Annotated in this window: 26 protein-coding genes; 8 read left to right on the top strand and 18 right to left on the bottom strand. The window is 72.6% G+C overall.

Annotated elements, in window-relative coordinates; all coding sequences use genetic code 11:
* Positions 1 to 3 precede the first annotated feature (3 nt).
* Positions 4 to 426 (bottom strand): GtrA family protein, encoded by a 423-nt coding sequence (locus tag ACFQMF_RS13375; protein ID WP_256408288.1) that lies wholly within the window; start codon positions 424 to 426, stop codon positions 4 to 6.
* Positions 426 to 1,928 carry a sulfatase gene (locus ACFQMF_RS13370; RefSeq protein WP_256408287.1) on the bottom strand — a complete coding sequence of 501 codons (1,503 nt, stop codon included), beginning with the start codon at positions 1,926 to 1,928 and terminating at the stop codon, positions 426 to 428. The genes ACFQMF_RS13375 and ACFQMF_RS13370 overlap by 1 nt, the downstream gene beginning before the upstream one ends.
* Before the next feature lie 310 nt (positions 1,929 to 2,238).
* Between ACFQMF_RS13370 and ACFQMF_RS13365 the strand changes: the two genes are divergently transcribed.
* Genes ACFQMF_RS13365 through ACFQMF_RS13355 form a run of 3 tightly spaced genes read left to right on the top strand, consistent with a single transcriptional unit; the run spans position 2,239 to position 3,975 of the window.
* Positions 2,239 to 3,195: an alpha/beta fold hydrolase gene (locus ACFQMF_RS13365; RefSeq protein WP_256408286.1), complete on the top strand. Its 957-nt coding sequence runs from the start codon at positions 2,239 to 2,241 to the stop codon at positions 3,193 to 3,195.
* Between the two features lie 43 nt (positions 3,196 to 3,238).
* Complete coding sequence (locus tag ACFQMF_RS13360) at positions 3,239 to 3,565, top strand: cupin domain-containing protein (RefSeq protein WP_256408285.1); 327 nt, start codon at positions 3,239 to 3,241, stop codon at positions 3,563 to 3,565.
* Entirely contained in the window at positions 3,565 to 3,975 is a 411-nt protein-coding gene (locus ACFQMF_RS13355) for a rhodanese-like domain-containing protein (RefSeq protein WP_256408284.1), read from the top strand. Before ACFQMF_RS13360 ends, ACFQMF_RS13355 begins: the two co-directional genes overlap by 1 nt.
* On the opposite strand, the gene ACFQMF_RS13350 is transcribed toward ACFQMF_RS13355, so the two are convergent.
* From ACFQMF_RS13350 to ACFQMF_RS13335, 4 genes are all read right to left on the bottom strand, one after another.
* Complete coding sequence (locus ACFQMF_RS13350; RefSeq protein WP_256408283.1) at positions 3,976 to 6,186, bottom strand: CARDB domain-containing protein; 2,211 nt, start codon at positions 6,184 to 6,186, stop codon at positions 3,976 to 3,978. It abuts the gene before it with no gap.
* 116 nt (positions 6,187 to 6,302) lie between these two features.
* Positions 6,303 to 7,211 carry a Vms1/Ankzf1 family peptidyl-tRNA hydrolase gene (locus ACFQMF_RS13345; protein ID WP_256408282.1) on the bottom strand — a complete coding sequence of 303 codons (909 nt, stop codon included), beginning with the start codon at positions 7,209 to 7,211 and terminating at the stop codon, positions 6,303 to 6,305.
* A gap of 480 nt (positions 7,212 to 7,691) precedes the next feature.
* A complete protein-coding gene (locus tag ACFQMF_RS13340; RefSeq protein ID WP_256408423.1) occupies positions 7,692 to 8,036 on the bottom strand; it encodes a DUF5802 family protein in 345 nt (114 codons plus the stop codon).
* Between the two features lie 111 nt (positions 8,037 to 8,147).
* Complete coding sequence (locus ACFQMF_RS13335) at positions 8,148 to 9,227, bottom strand: decarboxylating 6-phosphogluconate dehydrogenase (protein ID WP_303654683.1); 1,080 nt, start codon at positions 9,225 to 9,227, stop codon at positions 8,148 to 8,150.
* Here ACFQMF_RS13335 and ACFQMF_RS13330 point away from each other — a divergent pair.
* The gene (locus ACFQMF_RS13330; RefSeq protein ID WP_256408280.1) at positions 9,226 to 9,702 is read left to right on the top strand and encodes a cupin domain-containing protein; all 477 of its coding nucleotides are present in this window, start codon (positions 9,226 to 9,228) and stop codon (positions 9,700 to 9,702) included. The genes ACFQMF_RS13335 and ACFQMF_RS13330 overlap by 2 nt on opposite strands.
* 16 nt (positions 9,703 to 9,718) lie before the next feature.
* On the opposite strand, the gene ACFQMF_RS13325 is transcribed toward ACFQMF_RS13330, so the two are convergent.
* On the bottom strand, positions 9,719 to 10,957 hold the full coding sequence (locus tag ACFQMF_RS13325; RefSeq protein ID WP_256408279.1) for a threonine synthase: 1,239 nt from the start codon (positions 10,955 to 10,957) through the stop codon (positions 9,719 to 9,721).
* 178 nt (positions 10,958 to 11,135) lie between these two features.
* On the opposite strand from ACFQMF_RS13325, the gene ACFQMF_RS13320 reads away from it, so the two are divergent.
* On the top strand, positions 11,136 to 11,879 hold the full coding sequence (locus tag ACFQMF_RS13320; protein WP_256408278.1) for a helix-turn-helix domain-containing protein: 744 nt from the start codon (positions 11,136 to 11,138) through the stop codon (positions 11,877 to 11,879).
* A gap of 42 nt (positions 11,880 to 11,921) precedes the next feature.
* Here ACFQMF_RS13320 and gcvPB read toward each other — a convergent pair whose 3' ends face one another.
* The 4 genes from gcvPB to fen all read right to left on the bottom strand — a co-directional run bounded on the left by gcvPB (position 11,922) and on the right by fen (position 16,429).
* Positions 11,922 to 13,352, bottom strand: a complete 1,431-nt coding sequence (gene gcvPB, locus ACFQMF_RS13315) for an aminomethyl-transferring glycine dehydrogenase subunit GcvPB (protein WP_256408277.1) — start codon at positions 13,350 to 13,352, stop codon at positions 11,922 to 11,924.
* Entirely contained in the window at positions 13,353 to 14,681 is a 1,329-nt protein-coding gene (gcvPA, locus tag ACFQMF_RS13310; protein WP_256408276.1) for an aminomethyl-transferring glycine dehydrogenase subunit GcvPA, read from the bottom strand. It abuts the gene before it with no gap.
* Between the two features lie 153 nt (positions 14,682 to 14,834).
* Positions 14,835 to 15,218: a glycine cleavage system protein GcvH gene (gcvH, locus tag ACFQMF_RS13305; RefSeq protein ID WP_256408275.1), complete on the bottom strand. Its 384-nt coding sequence runs from the start codon at positions 15,216 to 15,218 to the stop codon at positions 14,835 to 14,837.
* Between the two features lie 233 nt (positions 15,219 to 15,451).
* Complete coding sequence (gene fen / locus ACFQMF_RS13300) at positions 15,452 to 16,429, bottom strand: flap endonuclease-1 (RefSeq protein ID WP_256408274.1); 978 nt, start codon at positions 16,427 to 16,429, stop codon at positions 15,452 to 15,454.
* A gap of 152 nt (positions 16,430 to 16,581) precedes the next feature.
* Here fen and fer point away from each other — a divergent pair, with 152 nt between their 5' ends.
* Positions 16,582 to 17,238, top strand: coding sequence for a ferredoxin Fer (gene fer, locus ACFQMF_RS13295; RefSeq protein WP_256408273.1), 657 nt, complete (start codon positions 16,582 to 16,584; stop codon positions 17,236 to 17,238).
* A 36-nt stretch (positions 17,239 to 17,274) separates the two neighbouring features.
* Here the strand turns inward: fer and ACFQMF_RS13290 are convergent, their stop codons facing one another.
* Both ACFQMF_RS13290 and ACFQMF_RS13285 read right to left on the bottom strand, forming a co-directional pair.
* Positions 17,275 to 19,458, bottom strand: a complete 2,184-nt coding sequence (locus tag ACFQMF_RS13290) for a DHH family phosphoesterase (protein WP_256408272.1) — start codon at positions 19,456 to 19,458, stop codon at positions 17,275 to 17,277.
* Positions 19,459 to 19,540: 82 nt separating this feature from the next.
* Entirely contained in the window at positions 19,541 to 20,155 is a 615-nt protein-coding gene (locus tag ACFQMF_RS13285; RefSeq protein ID WP_256408271.1) for a YIP1 family protein, read from the bottom strand.
* Between the two features lie 150 nt (positions 20,156 to 20,305).
* Between ACFQMF_RS13285 and ACFQMF_RS13280 the strand changes: the two genes are divergently transcribed.
* Complete coding sequence (locus ACFQMF_RS13280) at positions 20,306 to 20,782, top strand: type IV pilin domain-containing protein (protein ID WP_256408270.1); 477 nt, start codon at positions 20,306 to 20,308, stop codon at positions 20,780 to 20,782.
* 30 nt (positions 20,783 to 20,812) lie between these two features.
* Here the strand turns inward: ACFQMF_RS13280 and ACFQMF_RS13275 are convergent, their stop codons facing one another.
* Both ACFQMF_RS13275 and ACFQMF_RS13270 read right to left on the bottom strand, forming a co-directional pair.
* On the bottom strand, positions 20,813 to 21,958 hold the full coding sequence (locus tag ACFQMF_RS13275; protein ID WP_256408269.1) for a Gfo/Idh/MocA family protein: 1,146 nt from the start codon (positions 21,956 to 21,958) through the stop codon (positions 20,813 to 20,815).
* A 19-nt stretch (positions 21,959 to 21,977) separates the two neighbouring features.
* Complete coding sequence (locus tag ACFQMF_RS13270) at positions 21,978 to 22,949, bottom strand: sugar phosphate isomerase/epimerase family protein (protein WP_256408268.1); 972 nt, start codon at positions 22,947 to 22,949, stop codon at positions 21,978 to 21,980.
* A 187-nt stretch (positions 22,950 to 23,136) separates the two neighbouring features.
* Between ACFQMF_RS13270 and ACFQMF_RS13265 the strand changes: the two genes are divergently transcribed.
* Positions 23,137 to 24,027 carry a PspA/IM30 family protein gene (locus ACFQMF_RS13265; RefSeq protein ID WP_256408267.1) on the top strand — a complete coding sequence of 297 codons (891 nt, stop codon included), beginning with the start codon at positions 23,137 to 23,139 and terminating at the stop codon, positions 24,025 to 24,027.
* Positions 24,028 to 24,079: 52 nt separating this feature from the next.
* On the opposite strand, the gene ACFQMF_RS13260 is transcribed toward ACFQMF_RS13265, so the two are convergent.
* From ACFQMF_RS13260 to ACFQMF_RS13250, 3 genes are all read right to left on the bottom strand, one after another.
* Positions 24,080 to 25,126, bottom strand: coding sequence for a dipeptide epimerase (locus tag ACFQMF_RS13260; protein ID WP_256408266.1), 1,047 nt, complete (start codon positions 25,124 to 25,126; stop codon positions 24,080 to 24,082).
* Positions 25,123 to 26,181, bottom strand: coding sequence for a DUF1611 domain-containing protein (locus ACFQMF_RS13255; RefSeq protein ID WP_256408265.1), 1,059 nt, complete (start codon positions 26,179 to 26,181; stop codon positions 25,123 to 25,125). The genes ACFQMF_RS13260 and ACFQMF_RS13255 overlap by 4 nt, the downstream gene beginning before the upstream one ends.
* 420 nt (positions 26,182 to 26,601) lie before the next feature.
* Positions 26,602 to 26,919, bottom strand: a complete 318-nt coding sequence (locus ACFQMF_RS13250; protein WP_256408264.1) for a DUF5785 family protein — start codon at positions 26,917 to 26,919, stop codon at positions 26,602 to 26,604.
* Positions 26,920 to 26,999: the final 80 nt, after the last annotated feature.

Genomic DNA, 26,999 nt, shown 5'->3' with positions numbered 1-26,999 from the left:
CGGTCACCCCCACGTCCACTGCGAGTCGAGCGCGAAGCGGTAGAGCCCGCTGACGAAGATGGCCATCACGTTGGCGACGAGGTACATGATCCCGCCCCACTCCACGAGCCCGTAGAGGATCCCGAGCTGGATCGGGATCGCGGTCCCGCGCACGAGGTTCGTCTTGAGCATGCCGCGGAGGTACTGGCCGACGCCCGTGTGCTGGGTCGCCTCGAACGTCCATGCGTTGTTGAACACGTACGACAGGAGGATCGTGATCTCGATGGCGATCGTCGCGCCGATCAGGTAGTTGAGCCCGGCGGCGTCGACGAACGCCCACAGCAGGCCCTGCTGTATCCCGGCGGTGAACGCGCCCACAATGACGAACCGGCGCATCTGGACGGCGATCGGGCCGCTGCGGAGGTTGCGGAGGAACGCCCGGACCATCACCGGTAGCCGAGCGCCTCGAGCCGGGCTTCGAGGTCCTCGTCGACCTCGTCGTCCCCGGCGGCGTCGGCCTCCCGGTCGCGGAGCTCGGCGACGTGGTCGGCGGCGATTGGCGCGAACCGCTCGACGACGGCCAGCTCCTCGTCGGTCGGGTCCGCGGAGCGATCCATCTGCTGGGTCGGGTCGGAGGGGCAGTGGTACAGCTCCGTCTCGCCCGTGTCCGCGTTCTCGATGTAGGTCCACTCCGCGTCCCGGACGCTCACGAGGAGGTCGCCGTCGGCCATCGACCGCGGGATCGGCTGCTCGGTCACCTCCTCGCCGCGGACGGTGACGGAGACGACGGGGTCCTGGTCGGGCTCGGCGTCGCCACGGACCGCGGGCGCGACCGACTCCCCGCGCCACTCCGGCGGCGACTCGACGCCGAAGAGGTCGGCCACGGTCGGCGGGACCGCGTCGAGCCCGACGTGTTCTGACACGCGCCCGCCGTCCTCGCCGGGGACGTTCACGACGAGCGGGACGCGGACCAGCTCGTCGTACAGCTTCGGGTAGTGCGCGAGGTGGCCGTGCTCCTGGAACTCCTCGCCGTGGTCGCCAGCGACCACGATCGCCGTCTCGTCGGCGACGCCGGCCGCCTCCAGCGCGTCGAGCACGCGCCCAACGCTGTCGTCGACCTGCTTGACGGTCGCCTGATACAGCGTCCGGAGCTCGCGGAGGGTCCGCTCGCCGACCTCCAGCCCGAGGCTCGTCCGGGTGTGCGCGTGGAGCATCCGGTGGGTCCCGACGAGCCCGTCCGACACCTCGCGGATGTACCGCGGCGCCGGGACGTACGGCGTGTGGGTGTCCATGTAGTGGGTCCACAGGAAGAACGGGCCGTCCGTCTCGTCGATGAACTCGGTGGCGGCGTCCTCGACGTCGAACATCCGCGAGGCGTCGAGGAAGGGGCGCTCGTCGCTCTCCCCGCGGAGCTTGGAGCCGAGCCGGCGGAACGGCGAGGCGAACAGCTGGATCCACGCCTCGACCGTCGGGTGCGCGGCGAGGTACCGGCTGTACCGGCTCGACCCGACGCTGGTGACGAACGGCTCGAACTCGTCGAACCCCTCGGGATACCCCCAGTGAGACGTGAGGAAGCCGTTGGCGGCGTTGAACCCCCCGGTCGCGATACCCGCCTCGGAGAGCACGGAGGCGAGGGTCCGCGCGCCTTTCACGCCGATGTCGCCGTTCCGGGCGAACACCGGCTCCGACGCGAGGATGGAGGGAAACGAGAAGGGGGTCCAGTTCCCGGTCGCGAACGCTCGGTCGAAGACGGTCCCGTCGTCGGCGAGGTCGGCGAGCACCGGCGAGATCCGGTCCGCGTCGTACGGCGCGATCGCGTCGGCCCGCAGCGAGTCGATCGTGACGAGGACGACGTTCGAGACCGCTCGCTCCGCGTCGGCCGGGGGCGATCGGTTCGGGCCGGACGAGTCCGAAACGGTCTCGTCCGAGGGTGACGTGTCCGGTGCCATGGTATGCGACGGGTGTCCCCGGCGTCGCGGCGCCGCGGGACGGTCCGACCGGTCGCGCCGCGAGCACCCGGCGGTCCGATCGGGGCGGGGGTCGACATCGGGGCGCGAGCCGGCGGCCGGCCCGCGCCTCGTCGACCGCGCGTCGGCGACGCGAGTATATCCCAGAGAGCGCCTGCCAGCGGCTTGAGGATTTCGATCTCGGAGACGGCGGGAGCGTACCGGAGGCGGAGTGACCGTCCCGGAGACGACGGGGGCGTACCGGAGGCGGCGGGAGCGTAGCTATTTGCCGCGGGCGCGCGAAGCGGAACGCATGAGCGACGCGACGACCGAGGCGGTCCGCGGGGTCGACGCCCTCGACGCCGACGTCCCGGACGACGAGGTCCCCGAGTCGGTGCCGGGCGAGTCGCGGGCGGTCGAGACGAACGGCGTCCGGCTCCACGTCGTCGAGGCGGGCCCCGAGGACGGGAAGCTGCTCGTCCTGCTCCACGGGTTCCCCGAGTTCTGGTACGGCTGGCACGAGGCGATCGCGGCGCTCGCCGACGCGGGCTACCGCGTCGTGGTCCCCGACCAGCGCGGGTACAACTGCTCCGAGAGGCCGCCGCGCGTGAGCGACTACCGGATCGGCGAGCTCGCCCGCGATGTCGTCGGCGTGATCGACGCGTACGGCCGCGACATCGCCGCCGTCGCCGGTCACGACTGGGGCGCGGCGGTCGGGTGGTGGCTCGCGCTCCATCACGCCGACCGGATCTCCGAGTTCGTCGCGGTCAACGTCCCGCATCCGACCGTCTTCAGGGAGACGCTGCGGACCTCGTGGGACCAGCGGCTCAAGAGCTGGTATATGCTCGCGTTCCAGCTCCCGAAGCTCCCCGAGGCCGTCGCCGGCGCGGGGAACTGGCGGCTGGCCGTCCGCGGACTCCGCGACTCCAGCAATCCGGGGACGTTCAGCGACGAGGACATTCGACGCTACCGCCGCGCGTGGAACCGCGAAGGCGCCTTCGAGGCGATGGTGAACTGGTACCGAGCGATCGTCCGGGACCGCCCCGAGCCCGAACGCACCCGCGTCGAGGTCCCGACGCTGGTGATCTGGGGCGCGAAGGATCGGTTCCTCACCAAGCGGATGGCCGGCCGGAGCGTGGAGCGCTGCGCCGAGGGCCGACTGCTGACCCTCGACGCCGCGACGCACTGGGTCGTCCACGAGGAGCCGCACCGGGTCGCGGAGGCGATCGCCGACCACGCCGACCCCCTCCCGCCCGGCGCTCGCGAGTAGCGCCCGCCACGACGCTTTTGTATCGACGGGACCACGGTCGGCCATGACGCTCGACAGATACGCCGACGCCGTCGACGACCTCGACCCCGCGCCGGGCGAGGTGGAGACCGCCGAGCTCGTCGTCACCGACGACGTGCTCGTCAAGGCGTTCGCGCTCGGCCCGGACGCCGCCGTCGACCCGCACGAGCACGCCGACGCGACCAACGTCTTCCACGTGATCGAGGGGGAGCCGACCGTCGTCAGGGAGGGGACCGAGGCGGCGCTCGCGGCGCCCGCGGTGGTCCCGAACGAGCGCGGCGCGGTCCACGGCGCACGCAACGACACGGACGAGCGGGCCGTGCTCACGGCGAGCCTCTGTCCGCTCTCCTGATGGACGGCGAGATCGACCCCGAGGAGCTGGCGGCGCTCCTCGACGGCGAGGGCGAAGATCCCCCGGCCGACCTCCGGATCGTCGACATCCGCGACCGGCGGGCGTTCGATCGCGGCCACCTCCCCGGAAGTGAGCCCGTCCCGTTCCCGGAGCTGACGACCCGGATCGAGGAGCTGGCGGGCGCCTCCCGGATCGTGACCGTCTGCCCGCACGGAGTCGCCAGCCGACAGGCGGCCCAGCTGATCGGGAGCTACGCCGGCGTCGAGGACGCGCGCGTCGAGAGCCTCCGGGACGGGATCGAGGGGTGGGAGCGCGCCGGGGAGGAGCTGATCGCGACGCCGGACGGGGAATCCGATCGGGGAGGCGACGCCGACGATCCGACCGACGAGGGGCCCGAGGCGCCGTTCTGATCAGGGGTCGCGTCGGCCGAGCAGCCCGGCGGCGGCGACCACCGCGACGGCTGCGACGACAATGCCGAATCCGGGCGCGCCGTCGTCGGTCGCGCCGCCGCCGAGGCCCTCGCGCTCGACCGTGACGGTCGTCGACGCCTCGTCCTCGGGGCCGGCGACGCTCACGGTCACCTCGCGGTCGCCGCCGTCGGTTCCACCGGTTTCCCCCGGCTCTCCGAGCGTGACGTTCCGGGCGATCGTCGTCTCGTCGTTCGAATCGAGTCGTACGGGGACCGCGGCGACCGTCTCGCCGTCGACGCGGAACTCGACGTCGCCGCCGGCGGGGAGCCCCGCGTCGTTGGCGACGGTCGCGGTCACGCGAACCGAGTCGCCGGCGCTCGCGCGGTCCGGGTCGGCCGAGACGTCGCGGACCGACGGCGGCGCGGGCTCGGAGACGACGACGGACAGCCGCTCGCCGGCGATCCGGACGGCGTACTCGCCGGGCTCCGGGAAGGCGTGCTCGAAGCGCTCGGTCGTCTCCGCGCCGGCGTCGACCGAGCCCGTCCGGGTCGCGACCGCGTCGCCGTCGACCGTCAGCGCGAGGTCGTACTCGCCCGCGGCCCCGCCCGTGTTGGCGACGTCGACGTCGACCGCGAGCGCCTCTCCCGCGACGAGCTCGACCGGGTCGCGGACCACGGGCCGGTCGCGGTACTCGCCGGTCGCGCGGACGCCGTCGGCGGCGACCGCGTAGCCGACGCGCGCCGGCGTCTCGCCGAACGCCTCGGCGTGGGCCGCGCGGTCCCACGTCTCGGGGGCCTCCCGCGCGGTCGTCAGGCGCTCGGCCTCCGCGCGGACCGCGGCGGCGGTCTCGGCGTCGGCGCCGTCGGCCGCGGCCGCCTCGATCGCGTCAAGGACGTCGCCGTTGCCGACCGGCTCCCCCGCGGCGTTCAGCTCGCGGACGACCGTCGCGAGCGAGGCGCTCCCGTCTGTCGCGACGCGGAGCCGGCGGTCGATCTCGCCGACGACGAGCGCGCCCTTGGTGTAGTCCGGGTTCCGCTCCCACGTCCCGGGGTCGGCGAGCACCGCCGAGGCGTCGGGGTCGCGCTCGCCGCGGGCCAGGGTCGCCTCGAACTCGTCGAAGTCGGCGGCGCCGCGCTCCAAGGCGAACAGCGCGGCGTAGTACGTCGCGCTCGCCTCGGTGATCCAGCGGCCGCTCGCCTCGGTCCGGAACGCCTGCCGCGTGTGGACGTACTCGTGGGTCCAGACGTCGTCGGCCGTGCCCGCCGGCTCCGCGTCGCGGACCCACAGGTCGGCGTCGCCGAGCTGGAGCCCGCGGACGCCCCACGAGACGCCGTCCGTGGGGGCGGCGACCGCGAACACCGTCTCGTCCCTCGCGCCGACCTGCAGCGCGGTCGACGCCGACTCGAAGGCGTCGAAGACCTCGTCGGGGGTCGCCTCGGCGTCGGCCGCGGCGGGGACGATCAGCCGGTAGCGCTGTCCCCCGGCCTCGCGGACGCGCTCCTCGTGGGGGCCGAGGAACGCCATCGCCCCCGAGGCGGCCCCCTCGCCGTCGACGACGTTCTCGCGCGTCAGCCGGACCTGGCCCTCGTACCGTCCGGTGTACGACCAGACCGAGCTCGTCCGCGGCGTCCTGACCAGCGCCCACTCCCCGGTGTCGACGAATCGATAGGTGCCGCGGGCGCCGAGCGGTCCCGTCTCCTCGACGGTGTCGTTGGCGTCGATCGCGTAGCTGAGCGACGGGGTCGCCGTCTCGCCGTCCCACTCCCAGACGGACTCGCCGGGGGCGACGTCGCCGGCCCGCTCGAACCCGTCCGGCTCGACCGCGGCGCCGTTCGCGCTGAGCAGGGTCACCCGGAACTCCGTCACTCGGTCGGGGAGCGCCGCCCGCGTCGTCACCCCGATCGTCCCGGGCTCGGCGGTCAGGGACAGCTCGTTCCGCAGGCGGATCGCGTCGGCGTCGGCGACCTGACTCGCGGCGGCGTCGGCGACCCGCGTCGCGTCTTCGTCCCGGTCCCCGGCCGCGACCGAGACGCTCGTCTCCCCGTCGAGCGACTGGGGGCCGACCGACCCGTGAAAGGTGCGCTCCCCCGCGGCCTCCGCGCCCCCGACCGCGACGCCCCCGGTGAGGGGGAGCGCCGCGACGAGCAGGACGGCGGCGAGCGAGGCGACGACGACCGACCGAACCGCGGGGTCCGAACCCGACCGTGTCATGAATTCACTACCGCGCGTCGCGGTGATAGGCCTGTCCCCCGCGGCAGCGAGGTCGGGGCGGAGCGGAGCGTCGGATCGGGGGGCGTCGACCGGGGGCGTCAGACCGGTGCGAGCCGTCAGATCGCGTGGACCCGAGCGGTCCAGAAGTCGCGGAAGGCGTCTTCGAGGGCGGCCTTCGGCTTCCCCGTCGCGTCCGAGACGTCGGTGACGTCGGCGCGCTCGCGGACCTCGCCGAGGGCGCTCCGCTCGCCGACGGCGATCACGCGGTCGACGTCGTCCGCGTCGGCGACGGCCGCCAGCTCCCGGTTCGCCTTCTTCAGGTGGTCGTCGATCTGGCCCTCGCGGCGGCGCTCGAAGCGCCCCTGCGAGAACCCCCCCTTCGAGTGGGCCTCCTTCACGTCGGAGGTGAACCCCTCGAAGGCGACGCGCTCACGCCCCTCGTAGGTGCCGAGCGCGAACGTGTCCGAGCGGACCACCGCGAAGGCGAACCGGCCGGTCGGCCGGAACCACGCCGCCTCCAGGCGGAACGCGTCGGCCCACCGGTCGAAGGGCTCGGGCTCGATCGGGGGCGCGATCGCCGCGCTCACGGCGCCCGAGTCGTCGGCGAGGACGACCGCGGGCGCGGCCCGCCGAACCAACCGGGTGCGGTCGCCGAACCACTCGGAGACGCTCGTCGGCACCGCGTCGTCGCTCGGGACGAACGCCGTGAGCAGCCCCTCCGGGTCGTCGCTCTCCACGGCCCGAAACCGGTCGAGGATGTCCGACAGGCGCGGGCCGCGGGCGTCGCTCACGCGCCGGAACTCGACGGACGCCTCCTCGCCCTCCGCGCGGCTCAGGCGCTCCTCCAGCGACTCGATCCGGTGTTCGAGCTCGTTGACGCGCTCCTCGGCGCGCTGGCGGTCGGCGACCGCGTCCGAGCGGCGCTCCTCCTCGGCCTCCGCGCGGCGTTCGAGGTGGCGCTTCTCCTCCTCTAACTCCGCGATCCGCTCCTTCAGCTCGGCGCGCCCGAGCAGCCTGTCGATCATACCCGAACGGCGACCCCCGGCGACCTAAAAGGTGCGTCTGTGGCGGGAAGAATCTCGAAACAAGTTATAAACCGTCGCGGTGGCGCGCCCCGGTGAGCGGCCCGAAGGGCCGCGAGCCGACGGTGCGAGGGAGTCGGTCGCCCGGAGCAACGCGAAGGGCGACCGACGAGGCTGGGGAGGCGTGAGGTGCCGTGCGGTGCCGTGCGGGGCGGGTCTCAAAGGGGCAGCCACGAGGAGCGCGCAGGCGACGTAAGTACCGCAAGGAGCGAACGGAGTGAGCGACCGAGGAACGCAGCGAGCGTGCGCGCTCCTCGTGGCTGGGGCTTTGGAGGTGTCACCCGCCGATCCGCGGTCAACCGTTTATAAACAGACGGCTGGAGCTTTGGAGGGGTTTCCCACCGATCCGTGAACGACTAATTATAACCCACCAACCGGAGCGCAGATGCCACCGAAAACGAACTCAACGGAACCGGTCTCGTATCACGCGTTCACGTGCGGCTCCCAGCCCTCCCAGCGCAGCAGCGTCTCCGCCCGGTCCGCGTCCGCCAGCAGGACGTTCCGCCGGTCCGGAAGGCTCTCGTCCGCGATCTCGTGGGGGACCGCGAGCGTTCCGCTCGGCACGTCGTCGTCGCCGCCGACGGGGATGTGCCCGCCGCCGACCTTCATCACGAGGGGCGCGTCGAGCCGCTCGACCCCCTCGCCGTCCGCGTAGAGCTGCTCGTTGACGTGCTCGTGGTCGGCCCGCCGGATGACGGCGCGTTCGCCGTCGTGGGGCTCGACGTACAGTTCCCCCAGGTAGTACCCGCTCGAAAATCGCTCGAACATGCTGTGCGTGTCATCCTCTGCCACGATACTATATAAGCGTTGCCCGGAGGCCGATCGAAGTCGATAATCGGAAGAAAGCGGGGGTCGATCGAACGCGGAGCCCGCGACCCGCTACTCCCCGTCGGACCGCCGCGCGACCTCGTGACGGCCGAAGCCATATCGCAGTCGGTTCGCGAGCCGCCGGGAGAAGCGGCCCTCGTTCCGGGAGTCGAACCGCTCCGCGAGCGCCTGATAGATGAGCGGCACCGGGACCTCCTGTTCGAGCGCCTCCTCGACCGTCCACGTCCCGGTGGAGCCGCCGGCGACGTGATCGGCCACGTCGCCGAGGTCGTTGCCTTCCTCGCGGAACGCCTCCTCGCAGAGCTCCAGCAGCCACGACCGGATCACGGCGCCGTTGTTCCACGTGCGCGCCACCGACTCCGTGTCGAGGTCGTACCGGCCCTCGGCGAGCAGCTCGAACCCCTCGCCGTACGCCTGCATCAGCGCGTACTCCACGCCGTTGTGGACCATCTTCACGTAGTGGCCCGCCCCCGACTCGCCCATCCGGTCGTGGCCGGCCGGCCCGGTCGCGACCGCGTCGAAGACGGGGACCATCGCCTCGTACGCCCACGCCGGGCCGCCGACCATCAGCGAGAAGCCCGCCTCGGCGCTCGCCGGGCCGCCCGACGTGCCGCAGTCGAGGTAGGCCGCGTCCGTCCCCTGGGCGCGCCGGACCGACTCCTCGAAGTGGGAGTTCCCGCCGTCGACGACCACGTCGTCGGCGTCGAGGTGTGGCTCCAGGTCCGCGAGCGTGGCGTCGACCGCGTCGCCGGCGGGCACCATGAGCCAGATGCGCTTGCCGCCCTCGTCGCCGTCCGAGCCGTCCGAGCCGTCCAGCCGCTCGCAGAGGTCCGCGATCGAGTCGGCCGCCTCCGCGCCCGCCTCGGCCGCCGCGGCGGTCGCCTCCGCCGAGAGGTCGAACGCGACCACGTCGTGGCCCGCCGCCAGCGACCGGTCCGCGACGATCCGCCCCATCCGCCCGAGTCCGATGACGCCGAGTTCCATGCGCGAGGGGTGGCGACCGCCCGCCGTAGTGGTTCCGGTTCGGCGGCCGGCCGCGCCCCGGACCGCCGGTCGGTCCGCCGGCGGTCCGCGGCGACGCGGCTCGCGACCCCCGAACCGTTTTGCCCGCGGCCCGAGTGCCACGGCCATGCCACGCGTTAACGAGGACGAGCTCGACTGGGCGGAGACCGACCGCGGCGAGACGCGGTTCCGTCGGAAGCGGCTCGCGGAGGCGGCCGGCGGCGAGGGGATCGGCTGTAGCCTCTACGAGCTTCCGGCCGGCGCGAAGTCGTGGCCGTACCACTACCACACCGCCAACGAGGAGGCGCTCTACGTCCTCGCGGGCGAGGCGACCATCCGCCACGACGGCGAGACGCACGCGGTCGAGGCGGGCGACTACGTCGCGTTCGCGGCCGACGCGTCCGGCGCGCACCGCGTGGTCAACGAGGGCGACGAGCCGGTCCGCTACCTCGCGCTATCGACGATGACCGAGCCCGACGTGACCGTCTACCCCGACTCGGAGACGTTCGGCGTCTACGTCGGGTCGCCGCCGGGCGGCAGCGAGGAGCGCTCGCTGGAGGGGTATTACGAGGTCGACGGCGACGTCGACTACTGGGAGATGTGAGCGTCGGCTCGCGATCTCACAAGTCGATCTCGCCCTCGGCCGCGGCCTCCCGCTCCCCGAGGTGCGCCCGGAGCGCGTCGACGTCCTTGTTGCCCGCGCCGGTGTTCAGCAGGACGACGGTGTCGTCGGGACCGAACTCGCCCGACTCCGCGAGCGCGAACGCCCCCGAGACGGCGGCCGCGCAGGTCGCGCCGACCTCCAGCCCCTCCGACCGGGCGACCTCGATCGCGGCGTCGAGGATCGCGCGGTCGGTCGTCGCCACCGCCCCGCCGTCGGACTCCCGGACCGCGTCGAGGATCAGGTGGCTCGCGCCCGGGTCCGGGATCGCGATCCCGTTACAGGCCGTGTCGACTTCGTCGTTCGGAACCGGCTCGTGGCGGTCGGCGCCCGCCTCGTAGGCGTCGACGACCGGCGCACAGCCCGCCGCCTGCGCGGCGTACATCGGGACGAGCCCGTCGGTCCACCCCAGGTCGCGGACCTCGCGGGCCGCCTTGTGCATCCCGACGAGCCCGACGCCCCCGCCGGTCGGGTAGACGACCCCGTCGGGCGCCTCCCAGTCGAGCTGTTCGAGCAGCTCCAGCGCCATCGTCTTCTTCCCCTCGTGCCGGTACGGCGTGACGAACGTCTTCGCCGAGTACCAGTCGGGGTGGTCCTCCATCGCGTCGGCGTACGCCGCCCCGGCGTCGCCGATCTGCGAGCTCCCGTCCATCGGATCGGCCACCGTGAGGTCGGCGCCGTGGACCTCCGTCATCGCCTTCTGCGTGAACCCCGCCCGCGACGGGAGGAACACGTGCGCGTCGAGGTCGGCCCGCGCGGCGTACGCGGCCGCCGCCTGCCCCGCGTTGCCGGCGCTGTTCAGCGCGACCTCCTCGGCGCCGTGCTGGCGCGCGGCGGTCATCGCGAGGGACTGCCCGCGGTCCTTGAACGTCCCCGTCGGGTTCGCGCCCTCGTCCTTCAACAGGACCCGGCCGACGCCCATCGCGTCGGCGAGCGCGGGGCAGTCGACCAGCGGCGTCGCGCCCTCCCCGAGCGTCACCGCCGTCCCCGGCGCGAACGGGAGCAGCTCCGCGTACCGCCACATCGACTCGAACGGTCGCTCCGCGAGCGCCGCGGGCGTCAGGTCGACCCGGTCGTAGTCGTAGTCGGGGTCCAAGATCCCGCCGCAGTCGGGACAGCGGTGGGTCGCCGTCGCCGCGTCGAACGCCCCGGCGCAGTCGACGCACGAGAGCCCGGTGAACGCCTCCGTCGTCTCCATGGGGCCGGGGTCGAACGCGGCCCACTTCGGTCCACCGATCGCGGCGGGGGGTCGCCGACCGACCGGCGAGCGCCTTAATTCCGAAACGAATGAAGGGACAGCGGGAGGGAGGGGGACGCCGTAGCGTCGTGTGAATGCGCCGAGATCACCGCGGGACGGCGGTCGCGAGGTGGAACCGATGAGTCGGACGCGACTGCGTCTCGACCTCCCGGCCGACTCCTGGCTCGGGGCGGTCTCGCGGTCGTTCCCGGACGCGACGCTCCGGGTGACTGGAACCGCGGCCGCGGACGACGCGGACGTCACCGCGCTGGCGGTGACGGGCGTCGACCGCGCCGGCGTCGTCGAGGGGATCCGCGATCTCGACCGCGTCGACGACGTGGACGTCGTCGAGCGACGCGCGGCGGAGACCGTCGTCCGCGTCGCCGGACCGCCCCCGTCGTACGTCGCGGCCGCGCGGCGGGCCGGCGCTCCGGTCGAACCCCCCGTCGAGGTCGCGGACGGGCGGGCGACGCTCGCGGCGGTCGGCGACCGCGAGCGGCTCTCCGCGTTCGGCCGGCGGCTCGCGGCCGCGGGCGCCACGGTCGAGTCGGCGGGCGGCGACGGGCCGGAGCCGGTCCTCACCGAGGCCCAGCGCGACCTCGTCCGCGCCGCGATCGAGGCGGGGTACTACGACACGCCGCGGCGGTGCACGCTGACGGAGCTGGCCGCCGAGCGCGACATCGCCAAGTCGACCTGCAGCGAGACGCTCCACCGCGCCGAGGGACGCGTGTTACGGTGGTTCGTCGAGGAGGAGTTCGGCGCCGACGCGTCCGCCGCCGACCGCGGGGCCTCGGGCGCGCCGATCGACGGCCTCGACGACGGCTGCGAGGGCGACGCCGCCCGCGGCTCGGAGGCGACCGAGGTCCCGGCGACGGAACCGTAGCCGGCGACGGAAGCGCGACTCCGAGATCGGGTCTCGCCCGTGCTACTCCCCGTCCAGCGCCCGCCACGAGAGCCGCGGGTTCCGCGCGGCGGAGACCTGGTCGATCCGGCTCGCGGCGGTCCGGTTCGGCGCGGCGTCGAGCGCCTCGTCGGTGTCGGCGTACGCGAGGTCGAACGCCTCCGCGAGGTCGTCGAGCGACGACTTCCCCTCGATCTCGGTCGGCTCCGTCAGCATCGCCTCCGGCACCATCTCGGGCCACTTCGTCGTCGGCGGGTGGACGCCGAAGTCGAGCATGCGCTTGGCGACGTCGGCGGCGTCTCGCTCGCCCGCCGTCGCCGCGAACTCGTGGTGGAAGGGGCCGTGGGGCACGTCCAGGTCGATCCGCTCGGCGAGGTAGTTCGCGTTCAACACGGCCTTCGCGGCCGCGTCCGCGAGCCCCGCGTCCCCGAGCCGAGCGATGTACGCGTACGCCTTGATCAGCACGAGCCAGTTCCCGGCGAACCCGTGGACCTTCCCGATGGTGCGCTCCGGCTCGAAGCGCTCGTACCCGTTCGCGCCCTCGTTCTCGCGGACCTGCGGGGCCGGGAGGAACTCGGCCAGCTCGTCGACGACGCCGACCGGGCCCGCCCCGGGGCCGCCGCCGCCGTGGGGGGTCGCGAACGTCTTGTGGACGTTGTAGTGCATCACGTCGAACCCCATGTCCCCGGGGCGACCGCGGCCGAGCAGGGCGTTGAGGTTCGCACCGTCGTAGTAGAGCAGGCCGCCGGCGTCGTGGACGATCTCGGCGATCTCCGTGATGTCGCGCTCGAAGAGCCCGACCGTGTTCGGGTTCGTGAGCATGAGGGCGGCCGTGTCGTCGCCGACGGCCGCCTCCAGCGCCTCGACATCGACGCGGCCGTCGTCGCCGGAGGGGAGCTCGACCACGTCGTAGCCGGCGGTCGCGGCGGTCGCGAAGTTCGTCCCGTGCGCGGAGGCGGGGATCACGACCTCGGAGCGGTCGTCGCCGCGGTGCTCGTGGTACGCCTTCGCGACGAGGATCCCGGTGAGCTCGCCGGCCGCCCCCGCCGGCGGCTGGAGCGTCACGGCGTCCATCCCGCCGATCTCCGCGAGGAACTCCTGGAGCCGGTACCGGAGCTCCAAGTTCCCCTGCGTCGACCGCTCCGAGCGGTCCGGGTGGACCGCCGCGTTCGGGTCGGCGGCGACGTCCTCGGTGAACTTCGGGTTGTACTTCATCGTGCAGCTCCCGAGCGGGTACGGCCCGGCGTCGATCGCCCAGTTCATCTGCGAGAGCCGGGTGTAGTGGCGGGCGATCTCCGGCTCGGAGGGCGCGGGGAGCGTGAGCTCGTCCCGCGTCAGGTCGTCCGGGAGCGGGGAGTCCGCCCCGACGTCGACGGTCGCCTCGCCCTTCTCCGAGAGCAGCGGCTCCCGGACCGCCTCGGTCTCGCGCTCGTAGTTGGCCTGGTCGTGGATCACTCAGATCACCTCCTCGAACGCCGCGACGAGGTCGTCCGCCCGCCCGGCGTTCAGGTCGGTCACGCACACCTGGAGGAGGTGCTCGCCGACGACGTGGACCGCGAACCCCTCGGTCTCCAGGTCGGCGGCGATCGCCGCGGCCGGCTGGTCGACGCGCACGGCGAACTCCCGGACGTGGTGGCGGTCGTGGACCGGCGCCACCGCGCCCTTCAGCCCGTCGAGCCGGTCGGCGAGCGCGGCCGCCTCGCGGACGCAGTCGTTCGCGAGGTCGACGAGGCCGCCCGGGCCGAGCGCCGCCGCGTGGATCGCCGCGCGCAGCGCCACCCACGCCTGGTTCGTGCAGATGTTGGAGGTCGCCCGCTCCTTCCGGATGTGCTGCTCGCGGGTCTGGAGCGTGAGCGTGAACGCCCGGTCGCCGTCGGCGTCCTCGCTCGCGCCGACGAGCCGCCCCGGCACCTGCCGGAGGAACTCGTCGCTGCAGGCGAAGATCCCGAGCCCCATCCCGTCGGCGGTCGGGAGCCCGAGGGCGCTCGCCTCGCCGACGACGACGTCGGCGCCGACGCTCGCCGGCTCCTCCAGGACGGCGAGCGACACCGCGTCCGACCCGAGGACGAACAGCGCGTCGCCGTCGGCCGCGAGGTCGCCGATCGCCCCGAGGCGCTCCTCGACGCAGCCGCGGACCGTCGGGCTCTCGGCGTACACCATGACGACGTCGTCGCCGACGCGGTCGGCGAGGGCGTCGACGTCGGCGTTGCCGTCGGCCATCGGGTACGGCTCCACGGCGAGGTCGGCGCCGTCGCAGTAGTTCGCGAGCACCTCCCGTTTCCCCTCGCGGAGCTGCTCGGGCACGAGGACGGTGTCGCCCGCGGTCGACCGGACCCGGTCCGCGAGCGTCGCCGCCTCGCCGAGCGCGGTCGCGGCGTCGTACATCGAGCAGTTCGCGACCGGGAGCCCCGTCAGCTCCACGAGCATCGACTGGTACTCGAACAGCGCCTGGAGGAACCCCTGCGAGATCTCCGGCTGGTACTGCGTGTAGCTCGTGAGGAACTCCGCGCGGTCCGAGAGGTGGTCGACGACGCTCGGCACGTAGTGGCCGTAGTGGCCCCGGCCGAGGAACTCGGTCAGGTCGTCGTTCCGCGCGAAGATCCGCGAGCACTCCGCGCGGATCTCCCGCTCCGTGCGCGGCTCGATACCGAACTCGCCGTCGAAGGCGACGTCGTCCGGGATGTCGAACAGCGCCTCCTCGTCGTCGACGCCGATCGCTTCGAGCATCGCCGCGGTCTCCGCGTCGGTGTGTGGGGCGTACGGGGTCCCGCTCGTTCCGCTCATCGGTCCGCCCCCGCGTATCGGGGCGCTCGCGCGCGCCCGCCGTCGCTCAGTCGTCCGGTTCCGGGTCGTCCGTCGAAGGGTGGCGTGGTCATGGTCGTGTGTCCGGTGGTGGGTCCCGATCCGGCCCCCGGGTCGGAACCCGGTCCGCGGTCGCTACGCGATCTGCGCGTCGTACTCGTCGGCGTCGAGGAGGCCGTCGGCGTCCCCGCCGTCGACCGGCGCGACTTCGAGCATCCAGCCGTCGCCGTACGGGTCCTCGTTGACGAGCTCCGGGCGGTCGAACAGCTCCTCGTTGACGGCGACGACCTCGCCCGAGACGGGCGCGTAGAGGTCCGAGACCGCCTTGATCGACTCGACGACGCCGAACGGCTCGCCGGCGGTCACCTCGTCGCCGACCTCGGGGAGCTCGACGAAGACGACGTCGCCGAGCTCGTCCTGCGCGAAGTCGGAGACGCCGACCCGGACGGTGTCGCCGCCGGTCGTGGTCCACTCGTGCGATTCCAGGTACCGTAGCTCGTCGGGAACTTCGAAGCTCATTGGTGAAAGGGGTCGTCGTGGGGAGCTCGGACCGGCTGGCGCGGTCCGCCCGGCGCGCCCAGCCGGGTCGAACGGGTCCGTCGGGGGCGTCCGCGCGCGCCGACCGGCGGAATCCGCGGTCGAGAGGTGGTCCACGACACGTGTACTGCACCCTTTCCGCGACGGGAAATAAAAGGTATGTTCGCGGCCACCGCGTCGTTACCGCGCCGACCGCCTCCGCCCTCCGCCGCCGGTCACGACCACCGGTCGAGCCCGGTCTGGACCTGCGACTCCTCGATCCGCTCGAACCCGCGCTCGACCTCGTCGGCCGCGACGCCCCACTCGTCGACGACGTACGCGCGGGCGGCCGCGACGTCGGGGTTCACGTCGACGTCGACGTCGACGTCGGTCGCCGGCGGGTCCATGAACAGCTCGCGGATCTCGGCGGCGTTCGGGATCTCGGCGCCGCGCGCGTCGAGGACGCCCCAGAGGTCGCCGTGCTCTCTCACCGCCGTCACCGCGGTCTTGGGGCCGACGCCGTGAACGCCCTCGTTGAAGTCGGTGCCGCACAGCATGGCGACGTCGATCAGCCCCTGGCGGTCCAGGCCGAGCCCGTCGAGCGTCGCCGCGAGCTCCATCAGCTCCGGGTCGCCCTTGCTCGTGAGCTGGCGGAGGGTGGTCGGGGCGCCGAACAGCAGCGTGTCGTAGTCCTCGCTGCCGGCGTGGTCGACGGTCCCCGTCGCGGCCATGTGCGCGCACTGCGCCTCCCCCTCGGCGGGCGCCTCGACTATCGGTACGTCCAACAGCGAGAGCAGCTCGCGGGTCGTCTCCTGGATCGCGTCGGTGAGCCGCTGGGTGCGGGCCTCCAGCCGGGCGGCCTCGACCGCGTCCCCGCGCTCTTCGGCCGCGGCCCGTCGCTCCTCCGCCCGTTCGCGCTTCTCGCGGCGGTCCGCGACCTCGTCGGCCTTCAGGTCGGTGACGGCGCCGTCGAACACCATGACCGGGATCAGGTCGTGTTCGAAGAACTTCGGGAGCCCCTGTACGACGCCGATCAGGTTCGCGACCTCGACGCCGTCGGCGGTGGTGTACTTCCCCTCGGACGTCCACTTCACCGTCGTCGTGAGGTACCGGTACAGCCAGTTGTGCGCGTCGACGGCGACGACGCTCCCCTCGATCTCCTCGAAGGCGACGTCGCGGATGGCCGCGAGGTCGCGCAGGTCCGCGTTTCCCATTACGCATTCGCTGGGCGCCGCGGCTCTTAAACTATCGACTCGGGCGGCCGACCGGGCCCGGCGGCGACCCGCGCGACCGCCCCGATCCGGCTCCCGACCCTGCCGCATTGTGGGGCGTTTATGTGCGTCAGCCGACTACGATTCGGTAGCGAATGGTCTCGCCGTTCGAGGTGTTGGACGTCGACGAGGACGCCGACGAGGCCGCGATCGAGCGCGCCTACCGCGACCGGGTGAAGGAGGCCCACCCAGATCAGGGGGGGACCGTCGAGGAGTTCCAGCTCGTCAGGCGCGCCTACCGCGAGATCGACGAGCGGAGCCGAAACGGTGACGGCGCCGACGCCGCCGCGGTCGCCGACGTCGACCTGATCGACGACGAGGGCGACGCCGCCGAGGTGGACCCCGTGCGCGTCGAGTTCCTCGACTACGACGCGCTCGCCGACTACGGCTGGTCGCTCGACGACGACGACCTATTCCGGAAGGCGTCGCACGCCGACCTCGGCGCGGCCGAGCACGGGCGCCTGCTCGTCGAGCCCGACGAGAGCTTACTGGAGGCCGCGGAGAACCGCGGGTTCAGCTGGCCGTTCTCCTGTCGCGGCGGGGCCTGCGCGAACTGCGCGGTGTACCTCGTCGAGGGCGAGCTCTCGCAGCCGGCGAACCACATCATGCCGGAGGAGCTCGCGGAGCGGGGGTTCCGGCTCTCCTGTAACGGGTACCCGCTGAGCGACGAGCTGAAGGTCGTCTTCAACGTGAAACACCTCGCGGAACTCGACGACCTCATCCTCCCCCCCGGACCGTTCACGCGCCGGTGAGCGCCGTCGGCGGGCGCGGACGGGGCGGCGCGCCGCTCAGAACGCCTCGGCGACGGCGGCGACGACGGCGTCCTCGACCGCGTCGCGCTCGCCGGAGAGGAACTCGATCTTCCCCTCGCGGAGCCCGGCCGTCGCGACGTCGGCGGCGGGCGCGAGCTCGGCCGCGCGCTCGGCCACGTCGCGCACGGAGACCGCCTCGCTCGTCCGGATGTACAGCTCGTCGGTGCCGATGCCGACGGTCGCGTGCGCCTCGCCGTTCGCGCGCCGGCGGTGGAGGTCGTCGAGCAGGAGCGGCGTCGGCGGGAAGTCGTAGCGGTGGGTGTAGCCGTCCGTGTCGAGCACGTCGAACTCGACGCCGTCGACCGCCTCGGTGACGACGTTGGCGGTCGCGGTCTCGACCTCGGTCTCCAGCTTCTCGCGGAACTGCTCTGAGACGTGCGCGGCGAGGTTGCCGCCGTCCTCGAAGAGGAGGTCGGCGACGAGCTCCCGCTTGTCTTGGTACGACTGGTAGTACGCCTCCAGCGCGACCGCCTCGCGGAGCTCCGCGACGCGCTCGACGTCGTAGCCCGCCTCGCGGGCGAGGTCGACGTAGCGGTCGGGCGCCTCGTCCCAGTAGCTCACGGCCGGGAGGTGGCGCAGGTCGGCGCGGACCTCGTCGTTGACCGCGGAGGCCAGCGAGGCGACCAGCGCGCCCGTCGAGAGGTCGGCGTCGACCCCGTCGATCTCCGGGGAGACGAGCGTGTCGACCGCCTCGCGGGTCTCGGGGTCGGCGACCTCGGCGTCGACGACGACCGCGTCCACGCCGTAGACGGAGAGCAGGTCGATGCCGTCGGCCGACTCGACCGTCGAGCCGGTGCCGACGAGGAGGAACAGCGGGAGCTTCTCGTCGTGGCGGTCGCGGTCCTGCAGCATGCGGGTCGCGTCGTTCGTCGCCGCGTCCATCCCGTACACCGGGTCGTCGAGCGGGCGGCGGGTGAAGTAGTGGTACTCGGCGTCGCTCTTGGCGTGCTCGTCGCGGATCAGCGGGAGCACGGCGCGCTCGACCGCCGCGCCGGCGACGTAGCCGTCGGCGGTGGCGGGGTGGCGCACGACGATCGGGCGCGATTCGAGGACCGCGCGCCGGACCGCCTCCGCGGCGTCGAGCAGCCCGTCGGCGAGCTGCGCGACCGCCTCGTCGCCCGCGAGCGGCTGGAGCCCCTCGGGGCGCGCCTCGTCGGTCAGCGCCTCGGCGAGCCGGCGGCGGACCGCCTCGGCGGCCTCGCCGTCGAGGAGGACGAGCGCCTCGGACTCGACCTGCACGTCGCCACGGTGGCTCTCGACCTCGCCGTCGATCCGCACCGCGTCGCCGACCTCGACGTCCGGGTACGCGCGGACGCCCGGCTCGACGAACGCCGCCACGTCGACGACGCCGGTCTCGTCGCGCACCTCGAAGACGGTGGGGCCGCCGGTCTGCCGGACGCCGACGACCTCGCCGTCGATCCGCACCGCGTCGCCGACGGCCTCGGAGAGGGTGCCGATCTCGACGCGCTCGCGGTCGTCGTCGAGGTCGTCGGGCTCGTCGGTCCCCGTCTCGTCGTCTACGGTTTCGTCGTCCCCGGCCTCGTCGTCTACGGTTTCGTCGTCCCCGGCCTCGTCACCCGCGACCTCGGGCTCCGCTTCAGCCGCGTCGGCCGCGTCGGACTCGTCGACCTCGTCGGCCTCGTCGGCGAGTCCGTCCGGCGCTTCGCCGACGACCTCGGTCTCGTCCGCGTCGGCCTCGGCGGTCGGCCCGTCGCCTTCGGTCGCGTCAGCGCGGTCCGGTCCCTCGTCGGTCGCCTCCTCGTCGCCCTCGTCCGCCTCCGGCAGATGCTCGGTGTCGCCGTCCTGGACGAGCACGCCGCGGAACTCGCGGTCGGCCTGTCGGATCGACCACGCGAGGTCGATGTTCCCGTTGTCGCGGACGCCCTTCACCTGGACGAACACCTCGTCGCCCGGCTCCCAGTCGAGGCTGTCGAGCCGCCGGTCGAGCTCGGAGCGGTGGAGCAGCCCGGTCACGCCGGGGGCGAGGTCGACGAACACGCCGAACTCGGCGTAGCCGTCGACGACGCCGCGGTAGAACCGATCGGGCACGAGCTGATCGGGTGAGTCGCCGCGGAAGTCGAAGACGACGTCCTCCTGGTGCGGGTCGCAGATGCGCCCGCCGCCGTCGACGTCGACGCCACAGATGATACAGGATCCCATTTGAGTACACCGAGAGCCTCGGGCCTAAAACGGTTGTCGAAAGCCTCGCGGGAGCTACGCTTCGAAAACGGCCGGCGCGGGGTCACGCGAAGAGCGTCCGGGCCGACGCGATCACGCGGTAGCCGACGCCGTAGCCGAGCAGCGCCGGCGGGACCCCGGCGACGAGCGTGCGCGGCCACGAGGTCCCGTGAACGGTCCGGAAGCCGAGCAGCAGCAGGACGGCCGCGTACGCGCCGCAGGCGATCCGCAGCGCCGGGACCGGCGGCCCGGCGAGCGCCATCGGCGAGCTGGCGTACGCGACGACCTGCACGGTCTCGCTGACCCCGCCGCGGTCGCGCAGTCCGAGCCCGCCCCGCACCTCGACGCTGGCGACGACGACGCTCACCGTCGCGACCGCCGCGGTCAGGTGGAGCCCCACCGGGGCCGCGAGCGCGACCACGACGAGGAAGGCGACGAGCGCCGAGACGGGTACCGACGCGACGATCCCGGGGACTACGGAGGGGTCAGCGACCATCCAGCCGAGCGCGAACGCGGCGGCGACGGCGACGGCGAACGTCAGCGCGGGCGCCTGGTCGCCGCGCGCCACGCCGTTCGCGAAGAGGCGACGCGGTCGGACGAGGGCCTCGACCCAGGCGCGAGCGAGCCCGCGCGGCCCCCGGGCTCGTCCCCCCGCCGGGTCCTCGATCCACGATGTCACGTGCGCCCTTCGGGCGGACGGGATAACGGGGTTCCGGTTCGGGAGCGCGACCGCGCGTCGACCCGGTCCGAGCGACCGCGGGCGGCTCGTTCTCCCGTCTGATAAGCGGCGGGTAAACCCTTATACCGGGGCGCGCGGAGCGGTAGTCGAATGCGCGCCTTCCGGAGCGACGAGCGGGGGTTCACCCCGATAGCCGGCACGGGGATGCTCGTCGGCGTCGTCGTCCTCCTGCTGGCGGTCGTCGGGGCCGCGATGTTCGGGCTGATCGACGGGGTCGCGCCGCCGGACGCCGAGTTTCAGGTCGAGGCCGACGGCGGCGAGATCGTCGTCGTCGCCGCCGGCCCCGAGCCCGTCCCCGCCGAGGAGCTGTACGTCCGCGGCGAGGACCCCGACGGCGAGGTCGAGTTCGGCGCCTGGCCCGGCGACGGCGTCGTCGAGCCCGGCGACCGCGTGGTCGTCCCGAACGCGACCGGGAACGAGCAGTTCGACGTGGTCTGGGAGCCGGTGGCGTTCGACACGCGCGAGACCCTCGGCACCTACGACGGCGAGGAGTCGGCGGTCGACGAGTGGGCCGAGGAGGACGGACCGAGCGCGGACCCGCTCGCGGGCGGCGGGGGCGGGTTCTGAGAGCGGGACGAACCGGGCCGGGCCGCGCCGCTACTCGACGCTCACCCACTCGCCGCGCTCGTCGGAGCGCTCGATTGCGTCGAGGATCCCCTGGACCCGGTACCCCTCCGCGAACGACGGCGAGAACTCGCGGCCCTCGGCGACCGCGGTGAGGAACTCGTAGTTCTCGTGGACGAAGGTGTGCTCCCAGCCGATGACGTGACCGGGGGGCCACCACCGGTCGACGTACGGGTCCGTCTCGTCGGTGACGAGCACCGTCTGGAAGCCGCGGTCGCCCTCGCGGAGCACCTCCAGCTCGTTGAGCCGCTCCAAGGAGAACTTCAGGCTCCCCTTCGAGCCGTGGACCTCGACCGTGTGGTCGTTCTTGTGGCCGGTCGCGAACCGGGTCGCCTCGAAGGTCCCCGTCGCGCCCGACTCGTAGGCGACCTGCGCGGAGTAGGCGTCGTCGACGGTCACGTCGCGGTACTCCTCGACTTCGGCATCGTCGCCGTCGCCCTCCTCGTACACCGGGCGCTCGTCGACGAACGTCTGCAGGTGACCGGAGAGCCGGTCGATCCCGCCGACCTCGTCGCCGACGAGGAAGTCCACGAGGTCGATCGTGTGCGCGCCGAGGTCGCCGAGCGCGCCCGAGCCCGCCATGTCGGCGTCCATGCGCCACGCCCACGGCGCGTCGGGATCGGCCAGCCAGTCCTGAAGGTAGCGCCCGCGGACCTGGCTGATCTCGCCGAGCTCGCCGTCCGCGATCAGCCCCTTCGCGTAGCGGATCGCCGGGACGAACCGGTAGTTGAAGGCGGTGCCGGCGGGCACGTCGGCGTCGGCCGCGGCGTCGCGCATGGCCGCCGCCTCGTCGAGGGTCGGCGCGAGCGGCTTCTCGCAGAGGACCGGGACGCCCGCGTCGAGGGCCGCGATCGACGGCTCCGCGTGGACGTGGTTCGGCCCGAGGTTGTAGAAGACGTCCACCTCGTCGATCGCCTCCGCCCAGTCGGTCGCCGTGTGCGCGAAGCCGAACCGGTCCGCGGCGTCCGCGAGGGCTTCCTCGTCGCGCCCGACGAGCGTGTGCCGCTCGACCGCGGGCGCGTCCGGGAAGAACATCGGCAGCCGCGCCAGCGCGTTCGCGTGCGCCTTCCCCATGAATCGATACCCCAGCACGCCGATCTTGAGTGGCTCTCGTGTCATCGTGGTCTCGTCCTCCCGCTTACTCCGCCCAGTAGGCGTCGCCCGGTTCGGTCTCGAAGACGGCGCGGTCGAGCACGTCGACCGCCTTCTCCAACCCCTCGCGCGAGGAGGTGAGCGAGTCCTCGTGTTCGATCGAGAGCGCGCCCTCGTAGCCGACCATCCGGAGCGTCGAGACGACGTCCTTCCAGTGGGCCTCGTCGTGGCCGTAGCCGATCGAGCGGAACAGCCACGAGCGGTCGGCCTCCTCGGTGTAGTCGGCCGTGTCGAGCACGCCCTTCACGCGGGCGTTCGCGTCGTACACCTTCGTGTCCTTGGCGTGGACGTGGTGGATCGCGTCGCGTTCGCCGAGGAAGCGGATCGCCTCCGTCACGTCGATCCCCTGCCAGTAGAGGTGCGAGGGGTCGAAGTTGGCGCCGATCCGCTCGTTCGTCGCCTCGCGCAGCGCGAGCATCCCGGTCGGCTCGTAGACGAGCATGTTCGGGTGCATCTCGATGGCGACGTCGACGCCGTGACGGTCCGCGTGTTTCGCGAGGTCCTCCCAGTACGGGACCGCGACCTCGTCCCACTGGTAGTCGAGGGCGTCGGCGTGCTCGCTCGGCCACGGCGCCGTGACCCAGTTGGGCGTCGAGTCGCCGGGCGCCCCGGCGGGAAGCCCGGAGAAGCAGGTCACCGCGTCGACGCCGAGCCGGTCGGCCAGTTCGATCGCCTCCCGGAGCTCGCGGTCGGCCTCGGCCGCGCGCCCCTCGTCGGGGTGGAGCGGGTTGTTGTGGGTCGCCAGCGCGGAGATCCGCAGGCCGCGCTCGTCGAGCAGCCCGAGCAGGTCCTCGCGCGCGCCCTCGTCGGCGAGGAGGGCCTCGCGGTCGACGTGGTCCTCGCCCGGCCATCCGCCGACGCCGAGCTCGACTGCGTCGACGCCGATCGCGTCGAGATACGCGGTCGCGTCCTCGATCGATTCGCCGCCGAGCGGAACGGTCAGTACGCCGATGTCCATGCGTGCGGATTGCGCAACACTCCGAATAAATCTTCAGGATGAGCGATACCCGCCGGCGCGGGCTCTCGCGCGCGACCCCTCAAAACTGCGGTCGACCCCTCGAAACCGATGTTCGCGGGCGCGCCGACCCGTTTCGAGGAGCGCGAACCACATGAGGTTTTAACGGGTGGAACGCGTATGACGGGACATGGGAATCCTCTCGCGCGCCTCCTACGTCATCCGCTCGAAGGTGAACGCCCTCCTGAACCGGGCGGAGGATCCGACGGAGTCGCTCGACTACTCGTACGAACAGATGCGCGACGAGCTCCAGGACGTCAAGCAGGGGATCGCCGACCTGACGACCCAGAAGAAGCGCCTGGAGATCCAGAAGCGGAAGCTCGAAGAGAACGTCGAGAAGCACAACCGACAGGCCCGGGAGGCGGTCCAGCAGGACCGCGACGATCTCGCGCGGAAGGCCCTCGAAAAGAAGAAGTCGAAGATGAGCCAGATCGAGGAGCTGGAGGGCCAGATCGCGGAGCTGAACAACACTCAAGAGCAGCTCGTCGAGAAGAAGAACAAGCTCCAGAACCGCATCGAGGAGTTCCGGACGAAGAAGGAGACGATGAAGGCGCGATACGAGGCCGCAGAAGCGTCCTCGCGCGTCTCAGAGGCGATGACGGGCGTCGGCGACGAGATGGAGGACGTCTCCCGGTCCATCGAGCGCGCCGAGGAGCGCACGGAAGAGATGGAGGCGCGCGCGGAGGCGATGGACGAGCTGGAGGACTCCGGCGCGTTCGAGGACGCGCTCTCCGACAAGGACAGCATCGACCGCGAGCTGGAGAGCCTCTCGACGGACAGCGAGGTTGACGCCGAGCTGGAGACGCTCAAGGGCGAACTCGGCAAGGGCGGGTCGTCGAACGGCGGCGCCGACGCCGTCAGCGACGAGGACGTCGACGCCGAGCTCTCCGACATCGAGTCGGAGATCGACGCGGACGACCTCGAATCGGACCTCGATGGTGATTCGAGCGCCGACCTCGACGAGGAGCTCGACGTAGAGTTAGAGGAGTCGGAGTCCGAGGCCGACGAGCCGCGGAACTGATATCGTTCGCTAGCCCCCGTAGTCCCCCGCTCGCCCTCGCCCCCGAGCCGGCTCACTCCGACGCGAGGCGCGCGCCGGTCCCGGCGCGGTCCCGGTCGTCGAGTCGGATCTCGCCGCCCGTGAGGTCGATGCCCTCGTACGGGTCCTCGGCGAGCAGCAGCGAGCCGTCGAGGTCGGCGTAGTCCAGCAGCGGCGCGAGCCCCGCGGCCGCCGCGATCGACGCGTTCGACTCGATCATGCAGCCGCACATCACCTCCAGGCCGTGCGCCCGCGCCGCGGCGATCATCCGCCGCGCCTCCGACACCCCGCCGGTCTTCATCAGCTTCAGGTTCGCGATGTCGCAGCGGTCGGCGATCGCCGGGACGTCGGAGAGCGTCACGCACGACTCGTCGGCGGCGATCGGGAGCGCCGAGCGCTCGTAGACGAACCGGAGGCCCTCGGGGTCCCCGGCGGGGACCGGCTGCTCGACGAACTCCACGTCGCGGTCGGCGAGCCACGCGCTCTTCTCGACGGCCTCGCGGGGGGTCCACGCCTCGTTCGCGTCGACGCGGAGCCGGGCGTCGGGCGCGGCCTCCCGCACCGCGTCGATCAGCTCGCGGTCCCGGTCGGTCCCGAGCTTGACCTTGAGGATCGGGTAGCCCGCCTCGACCGCGGCCGCGGCCTTCTCCCGGACGCGCTCCGTCTCGTCGAGGCCGACGGTGTAGGAGGTCGCCGGCGCGGTCGACGGGTCGAGGCCCCAGAGGCGGTAGAGGGGGACGCCGAGCCGCTTCGCGGCGAGGTCGTGAACGGCGATCGAGACGGCGGCGCGGGCGGCCGGGTTGTCGCCGATCGCGCTCGCCATGCGGGACTCGACCTCGCGGATCGCGTGCGGGTCGTCGACCGCTTCGACGATCGAGAGGAGCTCCGGGAGCACCGCCTCGACCGTGGCCGCGGTCTCGCCGTAGTGGGCCGAGGGCGCGGCGCCGCCGACGCCGGTCATCCCGGCCTCGTCCGCGATCCGGACGATCACGTTCTCCGCCTCGGTCTGCGTGCCGCGAGCGATCGTGAACGGGTCCTGCAAGGGGAGCGAGACCCGCTCGAACTCGGTGTCGAGGGTCATCGCTCACCGAGCCCCGCGTCGACGATCCCGTCGACGATCGCGTCGGCGCCGTCCCTGACGGGGTCGGCGGCGGGCACGCCCGTCTCCGCCGCGAACTCGGCGACCGCGTCGGCGGCCGCGCCGTCGTCGGCGACGTCCTTCGTGTTGAGCGCGCCGGCGACGACGCTCGCCTCGCGGACGGGCGCGGCCAGGTCCTCGTAGAGGTCGACGTAGTCGGCGAGCGGCGGGAGGTCGAACGACTCGTAGCCGTGGACGGCCTCGCGGCCCGCGGCGTGACAGAGGACGAGGCCGTCCGCCATCGACCCGTGGAGGATGCCGCAGGTGACCGCCGAGTACGCCGGGTGGACGATGCTCCCCTGTCCCTCGACGACGAGGAGCTCGCGGTCGTCGCCGACCTCGACGAGCATGTCCTCGACCGCGCCGGCCGCGAAGTCGGAGACGACGCGGTCGATCGGATTCCCCCACCCGGCGATCATGATCCCGGTCTGGCCGGTCGGGACGAACGCCGCGTCGATCCCCCGCTCGCGGGCGGCGGCGACGATCTCCAGCGACGCCGTCATCTTCCCGACGGAGCAGTCGGTGCCGACCGTACACACCACGTCGGCGTCGACGTCGCCGGAGGCGCCCGTCGCCACCGTCAGGTCGTCGTCGGGCTCGCGCACGTCGACGAGGTCGACGCCGTGCTCGGCGGCCAGTCCGGCGAGTTCCTCGTCCTCGTTCAGGAAGTAGTGGAGGCCGCTCACCACGTCGCAGCCGGCCTCGATCGCGGCCTCGACGTCCTCCCGCCACGACTCGTCGAAGCCGCCGCCGATCGGCGCGATTCCGATATAGAGGGCGTCGAGGTCGCCGTCGGCGGCCGCGTGCGCGTCCGCGAACGACGCGACTATCGGCGCGTCCGAGACGTCCGGGACGTGGTCGCGCACCCGGTCGCCGGCGCGGTCGCGGTCGAGGACGGCCAAGACGTCCTGGTCGCCGTAGCGTAGCACGCCGAGCGCGGTCTTCGCGCGGTCGGGGAACTTCTCGTGGGCGAGGACGGCGATCCGCTCGTGATCCATGGTGGCTCGGTCGCCCCGCGAGTTCTTAAAAGAGTCGAGCGGCGGTCGGGAGAGACGAAAAGACCGCGGTGGCGCGCGCCTGCGAGCGGCCGTCCTCGGCGGCCGCGAGGAGCACGCGCGAGGGACGCGGTGAGTGAGGGCGACCGCAGGGAGGCCCGAACGAACCGCGAGGCTGGGGAGGCGTGAGGTGCTGTGCGGTCGGGTGGGACTTAAAGGGGCAGTCGCGAGGCCGCCGTAGGCGACGCAAGCACCGCGACGAGAGAGCGAACGGAGTGAGCGACCGAGTGAGGAGCGCAGCGAGCGTACGGCGGCCTCGCGACTGGGGCTTTGGAAGCGTTCGTCGCCGGGTCACAGTCACCGGCTTATAGATGAGCAGGAACCCCGTTTAAAAGAGCAACACCGGAATCAAAAGATCCGTAGTCAGGCGCTGCCGTCGACGAACTGCTCGGCGCCCTCGTAGAACCAGTAGCCGTTCTCGCGCATCGCGCGGCCGAGCTCCTGGTGGAACTCGACGAAGTCGGCGAACTCCTCCTTCTCGACGCCCTCGAAGATCTCCTCGACCGAGACGACCGTCTCGTAGTCGATCCGGATCGGGTGGTCGCCGTACTGCTCGACGTACTCCGCGGCCGTCAGCGGGAAGTCCTCCGCCTCGTCGATCTTCTTCGCGAGCACGGCGTGGCCGTACTGCCGCATGCCCTCGCTCCCCTGCTCGCCGTCGGGGTCGTGTGGCCAGTCCATACCGTGGAATTCGCCGGATCGGGGATAGTGGTTTCGGATGCGACGGCGGCGAAGGCGGCCGCGCTTCCGCCCGCGCGAGA

The sequence above is a fragment of the Halorubrum rutilum genome (genome assembly GCF_042665015.1).
Taxonomy (GTDB): domain Archaea; phylum Halobacteriota; class Halobacteria; order Halobacteriales; family Haloferacaceae; genus Halorubrum; species Halorubrum rutilum.
The sequence above is the reverse complement of the archived record's forward strand: the minus strand, read 5'-3'. Positions and strand labels throughout refer to the sequence as shown.